The sequence below is a fragment of the Dietzia psychralcaliphila genome, assembly GCF_003096095.1.
Classification (GTDB): Bacteria; Actinomycetota; Actinomycetes; order Mycobacteriales; family Mycobacteriaceae; genus Dietzia; species Dietzia psychralcaliphila.
Genome location: NZ_CP015453.1, coordinates 3,188,135 through 3,201,561, shown reverse-complemented (window position 1 = coordinate 3,201,561; position 13,427 = coordinate 3,188,135). Strand labels below are relative to the sequence as shown.

15 protein-coding genes are annotated in these 13,427 nt (G+C 69.9%); 3 read left to right on the top strand and 12 right to left on the bottom strand.

Going from position 1 to position 13,427, the window contains the following annotated elements; all coding sequences use genetic code 11:
- Positions 1-3: 3 nt before the first annotated feature.
- From A6048_RS14820 to A6048_RS14800, 5 genes are all read right to left on the bottom strand, one after another.
- Positions 4-420, bottom strand: coding sequence for a CoA-binding protein (locus tag A6048_RS14820; protein WP_107745533.1), 417 nt, complete (start codon positions 418-420; stop codon positions 4-6).
- Positions 421-519: 99 nt separating this feature from the next.
- A complete protein-coding gene (gene ppk2, locus A6048_RS14815; protein ID WP_107745535.1) occupies positions 520-1,413 on the bottom strand; it encodes a polyphosphate kinase 2 in 894 nt (297 codons plus the stop codon).
- A gap of 37 nt (positions 1,414-1,450) precedes the next feature.
- The gene (locus A6048_RS14810) at positions 1,451-2,251 is read right to left on the bottom strand and encodes an exodeoxyribonuclease III (RefSeq protein WP_107745537.1); all 801 of its coding nucleotides are present in this window, start codon (positions 2,249-2,251) and stop codon (positions 1,451-1,453) included.
- Between the two features lie 13 nt (positions 2,252-2,264).
- Entirely contained in the window at positions 2,265-3,482 is a 1,218-nt protein-coding gene (locus A6048_RS14805; RefSeq protein ID WP_107745544.1) for a GNAT family N-acetyltransferase, read from the bottom strand.
- Positions 3,475-4,197 carry a peptide deformylase gene (locus tag A6048_RS14800; protein ID WP_235027444.1) on the bottom strand — a complete coding sequence of 241 codons (723 nt, stop codon included), beginning with the start codon at positions 4,195-4,197 and terminating at the stop codon, positions 3,475-3,477. The genes A6048_RS14805 and A6048_RS14800 overlap by 8 nt, the downstream gene beginning before the upstream one ends.
- A gap of 155 nt (positions 4,198-4,352) precedes the next feature.
- On the opposite strand from A6048_RS14800, the gene A6048_RS14795 reads away from it, so the two are divergent.
- The 3 genes from A6048_RS14795 (at position 4,353) to A6048_RS14785 (ending at position 5,797) form a co-directional block, all read left to right on the top strand.
- Positions 4,353-4,688, top strand: a complete 336-nt coding sequence (locus A6048_RS14795) for a nucleoid-associated protein NapA (protein WP_235027443.1) — start codon at positions 4,353-4,355, stop codon at positions 4,686-4,688.
- Between the two features lie 15 nt (positions 4,689-4,703).
- Entirely contained in the window at positions 4,704-5,396 is a 693-nt protein-coding gene (locus A6048_RS14790) for a LytR C-terminal domain-containing protein (RefSeq protein ID WP_107745546.1), read from the top strand.
- Positions 5,397-5,485: 89 nt separating this feature from the next.
- The gene (locus A6048_RS14785; protein ID WP_107745548.1) at positions 5,486-5,797 is read left to right on the top strand and encodes a hypothetical protein; all 312 of its coding nucleotides are present in this window, start codon (positions 5,486-5,488) and stop codon (positions 5,795-5,797) included.
- Positions 5,798-6,016: 219 nt separating this feature from the next.
- Here the strand turns inward: A6048_RS14785 and A6048_RS14780 are convergent, their stop codons facing one another.
- The 7 genes from A6048_RS14780 to A6048_RS14750 all read right to left on the bottom strand — a co-directional run bounded on the left by A6048_RS14780 (position 6,017) and on the right by A6048_RS14750 (position 13,289).
- The gene (locus tag A6048_RS14780) at positions 6,017-6,385 is read right to left on the bottom strand and encodes a cation:proton antiporter (protein WP_107745550.1); all 369 of its coding nucleotides are present in this window, start codon (positions 6,383-6,385) and stop codon (positions 6,017-6,019) included.
- Entirely contained in the window at positions 6,382-6,675 is a 294-nt protein-coding gene (locus A6048_RS14775; RefSeq protein WP_107745552.1) for a monovalent cation/H+ antiporter complex subunit F, read from the bottom strand. Before A6048_RS14775 ends, A6048_RS14780 begins: the two co-directional genes overlap by 4 nt.
- A complete protein-coding gene (locus tag A6048_RS14770; RefSeq protein ID WP_107745554.1) occupies positions 6,672-7,319 on the bottom strand; it encodes a Na+/H+ antiporter subunit E in 648 nt (215 codons plus the stop codon). Before A6048_RS14770 ends, A6048_RS14775 begins: the two co-directional genes overlap by 4 nt.
- Before the next feature lies 1 nt (position 7,320).
- Positions 7,321-8,946: a Na+/H+ antiporter subunit D gene (locus tag A6048_RS14765; protein WP_107745556.1), complete on the bottom strand. Its 1,626-nt coding sequence runs from the start codon at positions 8,944-8,946 to the stop codon at positions 7,321-7,323.
- Complete coding sequence (locus A6048_RS14760; RefSeq protein ID WP_107745558.1) at positions 8,943-9,518, bottom strand: Na(+)/H(+) antiporter subunit C; 576 nt, start codon at positions 9,516-9,518, stop codon at positions 8,943-8,945. The genes A6048_RS14765 and A6048_RS14760 overlap by 4 nt, the downstream gene beginning before the upstream one ends.
- Positions 9,515-12,559: a Na+/H+ antiporter subunit A gene (locus tag A6048_RS14755; protein WP_107745560.1), complete on the bottom strand. Its 3,045-nt coding sequence runs from the start codon at positions 12,557-12,559 to the stop codon at positions 9,515-9,517. The genes A6048_RS14760 and A6048_RS14755 overlap by 4 nt, the downstream gene beginning before the upstream one ends.
- Positions 12,560-12,707: 148 nt before the next feature.
- The gene (locus A6048_RS14750; RefSeq protein WP_235027442.1) at positions 12,708-13,289 is read right to left on the bottom strand and encodes a hypothetical protein; all 582 of its coding nucleotides are present in this window, start codon (positions 13,287-13,289) and stop codon (positions 12,708-12,710) included.
- Between the last annotated feature and the right edge of the window lie 138 nt (positions 13,290-13,427).

Sequence of the window (13,427 nt, the reverse complement as noted above, 5' to 3'; positions counted from 1 at the left end):
TCGTCAGATCAGTCCCACCCGCGGCGCCTCGATCGCCGGGCACGTATCCATCACCACATCGAGCCCGGCGTCCGTGGCGCGCTGGGCCGCGTCCTCGTCGATCACGCCCTGTTGTAGCCAGACAGCCTTCGCCCCACGGGCGATGGCGTCGTCGACCACGCCGCCCGCGAGCTGCGAGTTGACGAACACGTCCACGACGTCGATCTCACCGGGTACCGACGCGAGATCCGGGTACCCCTGCTGACCGTGGACCGCCTCCGCCTTGGGATGGACCGGCACGATCTCGTGGCCCAGGTCCCGGACGTAGGCGGCGATCCCGTACGCGGTGCGTCCGGTATTCGCGGACAGGCCCACCACGGCCCACCGCCCGCAGTCCGAGAGCAGGCGCTTGATGACGGTCGGATCATTCGTGTGGCTCATACCCAGTGCAAGGCGCGCCGGCGCGGAGACATTCCCCAGGCGCACTCGCTCGACCGGGCCGGCGACCGCCCGCGGGCCAGAGATCCGCTACCTCGGGGATCAGTCCCCGGCGGCGTCCTTGCCGCGACGGACGATCTTCGGGTCGGGATCAAACACGACCTGCGTGTCCTTCTCCGGGTAGTCGAACTGGTTGAGGAAGTGGCGCATCGCGTTGATGCGCGCCCGCTTCTTGTCGTTGGACTTGATGGTGATCCAGGGCGCCCAATCGGTGTCGGTGCGCCGGAACATCTCCTCCTTGGCGGCGGTGTACTTGTCCCACTTGTCCAGGGACTCGAGGTCCATGGGGGAGAGCTTCCACCGGCGGACCGGGTCCAGTTGACGGATGGCGAACCGGGTCTTCTGCTCCTCCCGGGTGACGGAGAACCAGAACTTGGTCAGCCCGATGCCGGAATCCACGAGCATCTTCTCGAAGTTGGGCGCCTGCTCCATGAACGACTCGTACTGCGCGTCCGTACAGAACCCCATCACGCGCTCGACGCCGGCCCGGTTGTACCAGGATCGGTCGAACATCACGAGCTCACCACGGGTGGGCAGGTGATGGACATAGCGCTGGAAATACCACTGGTACAGCTCGGTCTCGGTGGGCTTGATCAGTGCCACCACGCGGGCCTGGCGCACGTTGATGTACTCGGTGAACCGCTTGATCGTCCCGCCCTTGCCGGCGGCGTCCCGTCCCTCGAAGACGATCACGTGCCGGTGGCCCGACTCGGCCTGCCAGTTCTGGAACTTGAGCAGCTCGATCTGCAGCAGGTACTTCTCCACCTCGTACTGGTTGCGGTCCAGTCGGTGGTCATAGGGGTAGTTCTCCCGCCAGGTGTCCACGGCCCTGCCGTTGATGTCGATCAGGTCGGGGTCCTCACCGTGGTCGTCGCGGACGGTGAAACCCTCGGCGCGCAGCCGGTCGATGTAGTGACGGAGTTGGAACGTGGACATCGGTGAGAGCTCCTGGTGGTGGGGCTGGGTGGCGGTACTAGTCGAGGTCCACGACGACGGGGGCGTGATCGGAGGCGCCCTTGCCCTTGCGTTCCTCACGGTCGATGGACGCGCCCGTCACCCGCGCCGCCAACTCCGGCGAATGCAGCTGGAAGTCGATGCGCATGCCCTGCTTCTTGGGGAAGCGCAGCTGGGTGTAATCCCAGTAGGTGTAGACACCGGGCCCGGGCGTGTACTCGCGCGTGACCTCGCGGAATCCGGCTCCGTCGAAGGCGGCGAAGGCCTGGCGCTCGGGCTCCGAGACGTGCGTCTTGCCGTCGAAGACCTCCATGTCCCACACGTCGTCGCTGTGCGGCGCCACGTTCCAGTCACCCACCAGCGCCACCTGCGCGGCCGGGTCGGCGGCGAGTTCGGCGGCGGCGTGGTCCCGGAGCCGGGCCAGCCACTCGAGTTTGTAGGTGTAGTGCGGGTCCGCGAGCTCGCGACCGTTGGGCACGTAGAGGCTGTAGACCCGGACGCCGTCGCACACCGCCGAGATGGCGCGCGCCTCAGGATCCTGCGTGACCTCGGGGTCCTTGTGGAAGCCGGGCATGCCGTCGAAGCCAAGCCGGACGTCGTCGAGCCCCACGCGTGAGGCCACGGCCACACCGTTCCACTGGCTGAGTCCGTGGTGGGCGACCTGGTACCCGATCTCCTCGAACGCCTCGTGGGGGAACTGGTCGTCCTTGCACTTGGTCTCCTGCATCGCCAGGACGTCCACGTCCGAGCGTTCCAGCCAGGCCACGACGCGGTCCCGTCGAGCCCTAATCGAGTTCACATTCCAGGTGGCCAGGCGCATGGCGAGCAGTCTATTACCCCGGGTCGGATCGCGCGGACCGCGGAGTAGAACCTTCGACGACGACGAGGTGACGCATCGAATGGTGCGGGGCCAACCCGAGTTTGGCCCACAGGCCGCGGCCGGCCGAGTTGTCCGCGAACACGTGGAGGTGGCACTCCTCGGCGCCCAGCGAACGCCCCCAGTCGACGAGCGCGCCCGTGACCACCTCGGCGAGCCCGCGGCGACGGTGGGCGTCGGCGGTCTGCACGCACGAGACCGCGATCCGGGGCTCCCCGTCGGGCCCGGCGGTGACGGCGCCCCGGGCGATCGCGGCCAGGTCGCCCCCGTGCTCGACCCGTGCGAACACCACGTGCCCGCCGGGCCCCGGCTCGCCACCGACAGGTCGCACGCTTTCTGTTCCCACACTGTCTGTTCCCACACTGTCTGGTGCCGTGCCATCTGGTGCCGTGCTGTCTGGTCCCACGCCGCCGGGTCCGACACTGTCTGGTGCCGTGCCGCCCAGCCCCGCTGTCGCCAGCATCGCGGGCCGCACGCGCTCGGGGTCCAGACCGGCGGTGGCGTGGTACAGCGCGAGCCAGTCGTCGTCGGGGGAGTCGGCCAGCACCACCTCCGGGCGGGCGTCGGCGGGGACCGTGGCGTCCACCCGGGCCAGCAACTCGCGGCTGTCGGCGGTGCACAGCAGCAACTCCCGGTCGGCCCTCACCCGGGAGTGATCCACAGGCACACCGTCGAGCATCATCCGGTCGGCGTCGACCAACCGGTCCACGGCCACCAGGCGCAACGGCAGGCCGCGGGCGGCGTACCAGTCGCGGACCCCGTCGAGCTCCCCGCAGCTGGCCCACGGCAACACCGGGACCGCCGAGTTCCCGCGGTAGGACCAGTCGTCCCCAGCGCGGCAGAACCAGCCGTCGACCAGTTCGAACTCGGTCCCCGGCCACGCCAGGGCTCCCGCGTACTCGTGCGCCCGGATGTCGCGGGCCCGCACCGGCCGGGGCGGCAACACCTTGAGTACGGCGATGTCGGGGTCGGGGATCCGCACCTCCTCGCCGGACTCACGGCGCACCACCAGCTCGGGATCCAGCGCGATCACGTGCCCGATGACGTCGGTATAGAGGTGCGAGCTCTGCCCGGCCTCCAGGTGACGACGCACCACCACGCGCTCGCCCACCTCCACGCGTCGGCCGGCGTTCCACCGGGACCGGTCCGCCAGGCCCCGGTCCTGCTCAGCCATGGAAGGGGATGGCCTCGTCGTCGTGGTTGTGGTCGTCGCGGTTGTCGCCGTGGCCGTCCGGCCCGTCCCATCCGTCCTCGTCCTCGTCCTCCTCGTCGGCGAACGGATCCGGATCGGTGGTGGGGTCCCAGCTCAGCCCGGGCACGCCCCAGCCGGCGTCGCGGATGTGCTTCTTGGCGGCCTTGCGGTTCCGGCCGATCAGGTGGTCGGTGTAGAGGAAGCCGTCGAGGTGGCCCACCTCGTGCTGTAGGCACCGCGCGAACAGGCCGTAGCCCTCCACCGAGACGGGCTCGCCGTTCTCGTCGGTACCGGTGACCCGGGCCCACCACGCGCGACCACGCGGGAAGTTCACGCCCGGGACGGACAGGCACCCCTCGAGGTCCTCCTCGGGGTCCGGCATGGTCTCCGGGATCTCGGAGGTCTCCAACACCGGGTTGACCACGCAGCCGCGCCGGGTGATCCAGCCGCCGCGGGCCTCGACATCCTCGCGGGAGACGCCCTCGCCGTCCTCGGTGTCCAGGTCGGGGCAGTCGTAGACGAACACCCGCTTGCGCACGCCCACCTGATTGGCGGCCAGCCCCACGCCGTTGGCGGCGTCCATCGTCTCGTAGAGGTCGCGGACGAGGTCGCGGATCTCCTCCGGGGACCCGGTGACGGGCTCGGTGGGGGCGTGGAGGGCGGGATCGCCGAGGATGACGATGGGCAGGACGGCCATGGCAGACGATCCTAGTGCGCACCTGGCAGTGTGTCGGATCCGTGTGGTTCACTACGGGGGAATCACAACGGTGTGATCCTCACTCCCGCACCGAAAGACCGGCACCTACAGACCAGCACCGACAGACCGGCACCGACATCACAGGAGGCGCGCGCATGGGTCGATCAGCTACTGCGGCACGCGAGCTGCAGGTCGAGGTCGGGAAACAGGGTGCGTCCGAACTGCACGCCGCCGACCCGGTCCTCTCCGACCGTGACCAGGCCATGCTCGAGTTCGAGCGCCAGTGGTGGAAGTTCGCCGGCTCCAAGGAAGAGGCGATCCGGCAGAAGTTCGAGATGTCCGGCACGCGCTACTTCCAGATCCTCAACGACCTCATCGATCGCCCCGAAGCGCTGGCCGCGGACCCGCTGCTCGTCAAGCGCCTGCGTCGCATGCGGAGCAGCCGTCAGAAGGCACGCGCGGCGCGCAACCTGGGAATGCGACTCGACTGACCTACACTCACCGGCGTGAGCTCCCAGCCCGAAACCTCGCAGTACGATCCCTACGGCCCGGGCGCGCCCGGTGGCGAACCCGGCGCCGGTCCCGACCCGGATGAGCCGACCGGTCCGCCCTACCGGGCCATCGCGATGGTGCTCCTCGCCGCTGTGGTCCTGGCGATCGGCATCGGGCTCGTCCAGCTCTTCGGGGGCGACGACGAGACGCCGACCGCCACCGACGAGGAGACGTCGCAGGTCGAGCAGTCCGAGCAGCCGGGCCAGGCCGCCGAACCCGGCCAACCCGGGGACGCCCCCGCCGGCCAGGACCCGCAGGGTGTGCCCCAGGAGCAGGCGGCGCCCGGACAGCCAGCGCAGCCCGCGCAACCCGCAGAGCAGCCGCCCGCCGGTCAACCCGGCGCCGCGTCGGCCGTGACCTCGGTGCCCGTGCAGGTGTTCAACAACAGCAACGTCTCAGGACTCGCCGGCAGGACCGGGGAAGCCCTCCGCGAGTCCGGCTTCGCCGTCGGCGAGGTGGCCAACCTGCCCTCGAACCGGCCGGTGGTGTCCGAGTCGACCGTCTACTTCGGTACAGGCGCCGGTGAGCAGCAGGCCGCGCAGGCCGTCGCGGCCCAGTTGGGCATCCCCGCCCTGCCCCGGCCGGCCGACCTGGAGGTGGGGGCCCCCGGCGTGATCGTGATCGTCACCCAGGACCTCGACCGCTGACGCCTGAGGATATGATGAGCCCACGCACTCCGCCCAGCGGGACGCGTGCTCATTGCGACCTGCAGCTTTCCGAGATCGAAGGAGCCCTCATGGCCCCGCGTCAGACCGCCCGCCGCCTCATGGTCGCGGTTCCCGCACTCGCACTCGCGTTCGCCGTGAGCGCGTGCACCCCGCCCAACGAGCAGCCGGCCGATCCCGACGCCCCGTACACCCTGCCCACCTACACGGAGGAGCCCGGGTCCGAGGCAGAGGCGGATGCTGAAGAGGCCGCGGTCGAGGATGCCGAGGACGAGGCCGCGGTCGACGGCGAGGAAGTCGTCGTGGTGGAGGTCCCGGTGGAGGAGCAGCCCGTCGAGGGCCAGGCCGATCCCGCCGCCCCGCCCGCGCAGCCCGCCCCCTGATCTCCGGTCGACCCGGCGCACTGAACTCCCTGTAGCCGACGCCTTCCCCGGTAGCCGGCGCCGCGCCAGGGCCAGTCCTCAACCGGCGAGCGCCGCACCACCGAACGAGCACCACCGAACGAGCACCACCGAACGAGCCCCACACCCCGCGAGGGGAGTGGGGCTCGAGTCGTCGGTGGCGCGGGAGCGGATGCCGGGTCCTGCGGGACCGGGGTGCCGTCAGGGTTCGTTCTTCCGGTTGGCCTCGCTGGCCTGGAATTTCTCGAGCACCGGCGCCTCGTGGGTGATGGTGCCGTCCTCGACGCTCTCGTGGTAGGCCAGATTGCCCACACGATTGGCGATCACGGGCGCGGTGCACACCGCCACGATCCCGGCCAGCAGGAGCATTCCCAGGTCGATGTGGGGGAAGATCCGGACGCTGGCCCCGAACAGTACGAGCACCAGGCCCAGCACCTGCGGCTTGGCGGCGGGGTGCATCCGGCTGAGGGTGTCGCGGAAGCGCACCAGGCCGATGGCACTGGCCAGGGTCAGCAACGCCCCGGCGAGGACGAACAGCGCCGAGATGATCTCCCTGAGGTCGTCGGTCATGTGAGGGCCTCCTTGTGCACTCCGGTGGAGTCGCTGACCCGGAACCGGGCCACGGACACCGATCCGAGGAAGGCGACCAGGGCCAACGCCACGAGGGCGGCCGCGGCGGTGGTGTCCTTGGACCACGCGATGTAGACACCGACACCGCACTGCGCGATGGCCGCCAACATGTCGAGGGAGATCAGCCGGTCGAGGGTGTTGGGTCCGCCGATCAGGCGGATCATGGTGGTGAACAGCGCGAGCGTCAGCGCCACGACGGCGGCGCTCCACATCAGCAGTGACAGGCTCATCGGTGCTCCTCGCTGTCGTGCACGGGTTCTGGTGCGCGGTCTTTGACGCGGTCGGGGACGCGACTCCTGTACTCCTCGGCCGGGGCGGAGTAGTGCTCGGGGCTGGGCTTCCAGTCCTCGGGTCGCTCGAACGCCCGGACGTACAGGTGCTCCACGTGAGCGGTCTGGCGTCGGAACCTCTCGACCGCCTCGGGGCTCCCGGCGTCCAGGACGTGGATGTACACGTACCGGGCCACCGGGTCGACGCGCACGACGATGCCGCCGGGCATGAGGTTCAGGGTGTTGACGGCCAGCGCGAGGGTGAAGTCCGACTTCAGCCGCATCGGGGCCCTGAGCACGGCGGAACGGGGCGGCGCCTGGGGCCGGACGGACAACCACGCCACGGCGATCGACGAGCGGACGAGATAGTAGGCCACCACGATCACCAGCCACGCGGTGGACACCGGTCGGACCAGGCCCTCGACGGGGACGCGGGGCAGCGGGAGCAGGACCATCACCACGATCGACACGAGCACCCCGGCAACGATCGTGCCGACCTCGATCGGCCCCCACAGCATGACCCAGGCGATCGTCAGCCACAGCAGCATGAAGACGCGCGAACCGATGACCCGTGGATCGACACGGTCCCTGACCTTGCGGGCCATGTCAGCGCACCCCCGTCACGGAGTCGACGTAGCGTTCGGGCGTGGAGTCCACCGGGACGGTGTCCAGGTAGTCGTGCCGCTCCATCAGGCTCTCGGCAGCCCGGTCGGTGACCCCGAGTAGCGGGCCGGCGAACACGGTCATCAACAAGGAGACCACGATGAGGGCCATGGTGGGCGCGAGCATGCTCAACGGCATCCTGCCCACCTCCTCACGCTCGTCGAACTCCACGTACTCGTCCGAGGGCAGCAGGGCCAGCGGTTTGGCCAGGGCAACGGCGCCCTCGGGGGCGTCGGCGCGGGGCCGCCAGAACGCCTTGGACCACACGCGGACCACGACGTAGAGCGTCAGCAGGCTGGTGACCATGGCTCCGGCGATGAGGACCCACATGAGTGGGCCACCGACCTCGGCTCCGGCCTGGACCACCGCCAGCTTCCCTATGAAGCCGGAGAACGGCGGGATTCCGCCGAGGTTGAGGGCCGGGATGAGGAAGACGACGGCGAGGACGGGACTGGCCACGGCGAGCGACCCCAGGCGGCGCAGGGAGGACGACCCGGCCTGCCGCTCGATCAGACCGACCACCAGGAACAGGGTGGTCTGCACGATGATGTGGTGGCCGACGTAGTAGATCGCCGCGCTCAGTCCGTACCCGGTCGACAAGGCGATGCCGAAGATCATGTACCCGATGTGGCTGACCAGCGTGAAGGACAGTATTCGTTTGATGTCCGATTGCGCGATCGCGCCGAGGATGCCGATCACCATCGTGAGCAGCCCCGCCACCAGCAGGACGCCGTCCATGGAGCCGCCGGGGAACACCAAAGTGTGGAAGCGGATGATCGCGTAGACGCCGACCTTGGTCAGCAGGCCCGCGAACACCGCGGTGACGGGTGCGGGTGCGGTGGGGTAGGAGTCGGGGAGCCAGGTCGAGAGGGGGAAGACGGCGGCTTTGATGCCGAACGCCACCAGGAAGACGGCGAAGATCGTGTTCCGCAGCCCCTCGGGGACCTCGGCCATCCGCACGGACAGTTGCGCCAGGTTGAGCGTGCCCGCGGCCGAGTAGGTCAGCGCGATGCCCAGCAGGAACACCATCGAGGACACCATCGAGACGACGGTGTAGGAGACACCCGCGCGGACCCGTTCCTGGCTGGCGCCGAGCGTGAGCAGGACGTAGGACGCCGCCAGCAGCATCTCGAACCCGACGAACAGGTTGAACAGGTCCCCGGCGATGAACGCGGCGTTGAGTCCCGCCGCGAGCGCCAGGTAGGTGGGCAGGAAGATCGAGGTGGGTTGGTCGCCGTCACCGTCTCGGACGCCCTGGCCCACGGCGTAGATGATCACGGTCAACAACACGATGGCCGACACGCAGAGCATGAGCGCGCTGAGCCGGTCCGCCACCAGGGTGATGCCCACGGGCGCGTCCCAGCCGCCCACCTGCACGGTGTGTACGCCGTGTTGGTCGGTGAGCACCAGCAGGACGCCCGCGATGACGAGCACCCCGGTGAGGGTGACGATCGTGATGATGTTCTGCACCCGGGGCCGGCGGGAGACCACCAGGCAGAGGGCTGCGGCGAGCAGGGGGATCAGGACGACGGACGGGATGAGGAAGCCGAACAGTTCGGGGGAGATCACCGGCCACCCTCCTTGTCGTCGTCGGGGTTCTTGTCCTGTCGGCGGGAGCGTGCCTTGGCCACGGCCCTCGCGCGGGCCTCCGCTTCGGCTTCCGCCTCGGCCTCCTCCAGGTCCTCGTCGTCGTAGTCGACGTGGTCTCCCAACTCGGTGGGCTGACCGGTGGTGTGGTCGTCGGACAGATCCCGGTCGGGTGCGGACCAGGCGTCGGCGGGCGAGCGCTTGGCGATCTTGGTGTCCTCGGCGTCGTCGGCGACCTCGTCCACGGTGGTGAACTGGTAGGAGCGGTAGGCCAGCGCCAGGATGAACGCTCCGACGCCGGCGGTGATGACGATCGCGGTGAGGATCATCCCGTGGGACAGCGGGTCCGAGTCGGCGGCGTCCGGGCTCCGGCCGCGACCCATGATGGGTGGGCTGCCGGGCGGACCTCCCGCGGCCAGGAGGAGCAGGTTGATGCCGTTGGAGAAGATCATGATCCCCAACAGGATCTTGATGATCGCCCGCTCCAGCAGCAGGTATACGCCGGTGGCGCAGAGGAGCCCGGCGAGCATCAGCAGTCCGAAGTCCGCGGTCATGGCTTCCCCCCGGAGGTGGTGCCCTGGTTCTCGGCGGCCATTCGGCGGGCGGCGCGGTGGGCGGCCAGGTCGGACCGCGCGCCGTCGGCGTCCACGCCGGGGACGCTGCGCAGAGCGGCCGTGGACGGCAGCGCGGTGGCGTCCACGTAGATCGCGCGGAGTTCCTCGAGATCCTCGGCGTCCAGATCGAGACGGGCGCCCAGGCTGCGCAGGATGTCCAGGACCAGACCCACGACGATGAGGTAGACGCCGGCGTCGAAGAGGAGTGCCGTGACGAACTTGACGTCGCCGAACACGGGGAGCGTGGCCTCGAACGTGGCGCTCGACAGGGCGGGGGCGCCGAAGAACATGGAGGCGGTGGCCGTGCCGGCGGCCAGGAGCAGGCCGAGGCCGAGTATGCGGCCCGCGTCGATCGGGATGGCCTCGCCGAGCTCGTAGCGTCCGCCGGCGAGGTAGCGCAGCACCAGGGCCAGGCCGGCGACCAGGCCGCCGGCGAACCCGCCGCCGGGGTTGTTGTGGCCGGCGAAGAAGAAGAACAGGCTGAGGATCATCATGGTGGGGAAGACGAGCCGGGTGGTGACCTCGAGGACCAGCGATCGCGCGCGCGGGTCGCGGACGGTGGCGCCGACCAGCCACCGGCCCGGAGTGGCCCCCGGTGCGTCGATGACGATCCGGGCCGCCTCGACGCCGCGCCGACCGGAGCGGGTCTTGTCCACGTCGGCCAGGCGCGGTCCGGATCCGTAGCGCCGGTTGCGGAACACCAGGCTCGCCACACCGGTGGCCGCGACCAGCAGGACGGTGATCTCACCGAGGGTGTCCCACGCGCGGATGTCGACCAGGGTGACGTTGACGGCGTTGGCGCCGTTGCCGATCCGGTAGGCGATGTCGGGGAAGACCAGGGACACGGCGGGGTGCTGACGAGCGTTGATCGCGTACGCGCCGGTCACCACCACGAGTAGCCCGACGCCGATCCCGAGCCAGGCCCGGAGCCGGCGGAACCCGTTGGAGAGCGGGACCTCGGCGGGCATCGTGCGCAGGACCAGGACGAACGCGACCATTAGGAGCGTCTCGACCAGTGCCTGGGTGAGTGCGAGGTCCGGGGCTCCGTGGAACGCGAAGATCACGGCGAGGCCGTATCCGGTGACGGACATGCAGATCACCGCGGCGAGGCGGTTGCGCAGCACCGTGGCGGCCACGGCGGCCAGGGCCATGGGAATCGTGACGATCAGCACGACCGGGTTGGCGGACAGCTCCATCCGCAGGCCCTCGCGCGTGCCGGCCAGGAGCGAGACGAACGGGAACACCACGAGCGTCACCAGGATGATCCCGAGGGTGAGCGGCAGCGATCCCCGCTGGATACTCGCGGTCAGGCGCAGCGAGAGGACGTCGAAGAACTTCAGGACCGCGTCGTAGATGCGGTCGGCGTTACCGAGCGCCGGCGATTCGAACTGCATCCTCTCGACGGTCCGCTGCGCCACGTAGAGCAGGGTGCCCAGCACGTAGACCACCAGCGTGAGCGCGAGGGGGACGCCGATCCCGTGCCACAGCCCCAGGTGGTAGGCCTCGGGGTCGCGCCACGGGCTGCCGGGTGGGAACGCCACGTCGACGTACCGGGCGACGATGTCCTCGACGGGTGCGCTCCACAGCCCCAGTGCCAGGCCGGAGACCGCCAGGACCGCGGGGACGGAGAGGAACAGCGGCCCCGCCGGCCGGGATCGGGCGACGGCGGGGCTGATGCCGTCGGGGAAAGACCGCTTGGACCGGAACGCGCCCATGACCAGGCGCGCGGTGTAGGAGAAGGTGAGGACGGACCCCGCCACGAGACCCGCGGTGACGACCAGCGACGGCATCCCGTGCAGTCGCTCCTCGGACAGGACGGTGGCGAACGCCGCCTCCTTGCCCACGAACCCGAGGAAGGGCGGCAGCCCGGCCATCGAGGCGGCGGCGAGGGTGAAGACGACCGCGAGGGCGGGCCGCCGGCGCCCCAACCCCGACAGATCCCGGATCTCCCGGGTGCCGGTGGTCTTGTCGATCACGCCGACGGACATGAACAACGCCGACTTGAACAGGGAGTGCGCGAGCAGCATCGTGAGCCCCGCGAGCATCGTGTCGCGCGAGCCGATGCCCACCAGGACGAGGAGGAAACCCAGCTGGCTCACGGTGCCGAACGCGAGCACGAGCTTGAGGTCCGTCTCGCGCAGTGCGCGCCACCCGGCCATGAGGAGCGAGACCAGGCCCAGCACGATGAGCGGGAGCTGCCAGGTGGACGAGCCCGACAGCCCCGGGGTCATGGCAGCGACGAGGAAGACCCCGGCTTTGACCATGGCCGCGGAGTGCAGGTACGCGCTCACCGGCGTCGGGGCCGTCATGGCGCCCGGGAGCCAGAAGTGCAGTGGGGCGATGGCGGACTTGCTGCCCGCGCCGATGATCACCAGCACCAGGGCCCAGTGGATGAGCGGCCCCGACGGCGGCGCCGCCACCACGTCGCTGATCAGGTAGGAGCCCGCGGCCTGGCCGAGGATGATCATCCCGACGAGCATCGCCAGACCACCGAGGGTGGTCACGAGCAGGGCCTGGGTGGCCGCGCGACGAGCCGAGGCCCGCGCGGCGTAGTGACCGACGAGCAGGAAGCTCAGGACGGAGGTGATCTCCCAGAAGATGTAGAGGAGGATCATGTTGTCGGCCACGACCAGGCCGAACATGACGCCGGCAAAGGCCACGAGCTCGGCGGCGAACAGGTGCAGGCGGGGCTCGTCGTCCTTGAAGTACCAGGTGCAGTACACCAGGACCAGTGCGCCCACGCCGAGCGCGATGAGTGCCAGTAGTGCCGACAGCGCGTTCATCCGGAGGTCGAGCGCGAGGTGGATGCCGGGCGCCCACTGGATGGACTCGGTGGGGACGTGACCCAGGTTGGCGGCCACCCACACCGCGCCCGCTGCCGGCACCAGGGCGAGGGCCAGGAACGCGCGGCGGCCGAACCGCAGCACCAGCGGGATCGCGATCAGGGCGGCCACGGCGTGGGCCGAGAGGATCGCGATCACCGGCGGCTCCTCTCATTGTGTGGACCGGACGACGTGTAGCCCGGACGACGACGCACGGACACCCCCGCCGGAAGGGGCGGGATGCCGGTGGTCGACCAGGATCGGGGTTCGTCGATCACTTTACAGAAAGCGGCCGACGTGAACTCTCTCAGCGCAGGTGGAGCAGGGTCGCCGCGCTCAGTAGAGCGGCGATCGAGGCCTCCGCGGGGGACCCGCCGAAGCCCAGCGCCCACGTCGCGCGGCGGCCGCAGGTGGCCCGCAGGATCGTGCACCAGGACTCGGTCTGGCCGAACGCGTGGCCCTCGTACTGGTGGAATCGCTCGATCTCCACGCGGGCCCCGATCCGGCCCAGCATCTCGGACATGGCGGTGAGGTCGCCGCAGGACTCGGTGGTCAGGCGGTGCGCGGTGAACTCGCCCGGGGCGGAGGGGTCCCGGGTGGCCAGGATCGCCTCGTAGGCGGTGATCCCGCGGCCCAGCGGTCGGCGCGAGAGGTCGGCCAGGTGGAAGTGGTCGGTCGACGGCGCGTAGGTGTCGATCAGGGTGCGCCAGTCCATCCCCGCGGCCTCGTCGGCGAAACCGCGCGGCAACCGACGACCGAACCGGTCGCCGAAGGGGCAGGGGATCGACCCGGTGGTGGAACGGGTGGTGGACCGGGTGGTGGACCGGGTGGTGGCTTCAGCGGAGCCTTCAGTGGAGCCTCTGGTGGAGCTCGGTGTGGTGGTGTGCATGGTGTTCTCGCCTCTGACGTCGGTGTGGGGACCGACGGAGTTCGTGCAACCACGCAACGGGGGTGCCGGTCTTCAGGCCCCGTTACGTCCGGTTACTACGAGAATCTTCCGCATGACGGAGAACTGTAGACGGCGGTG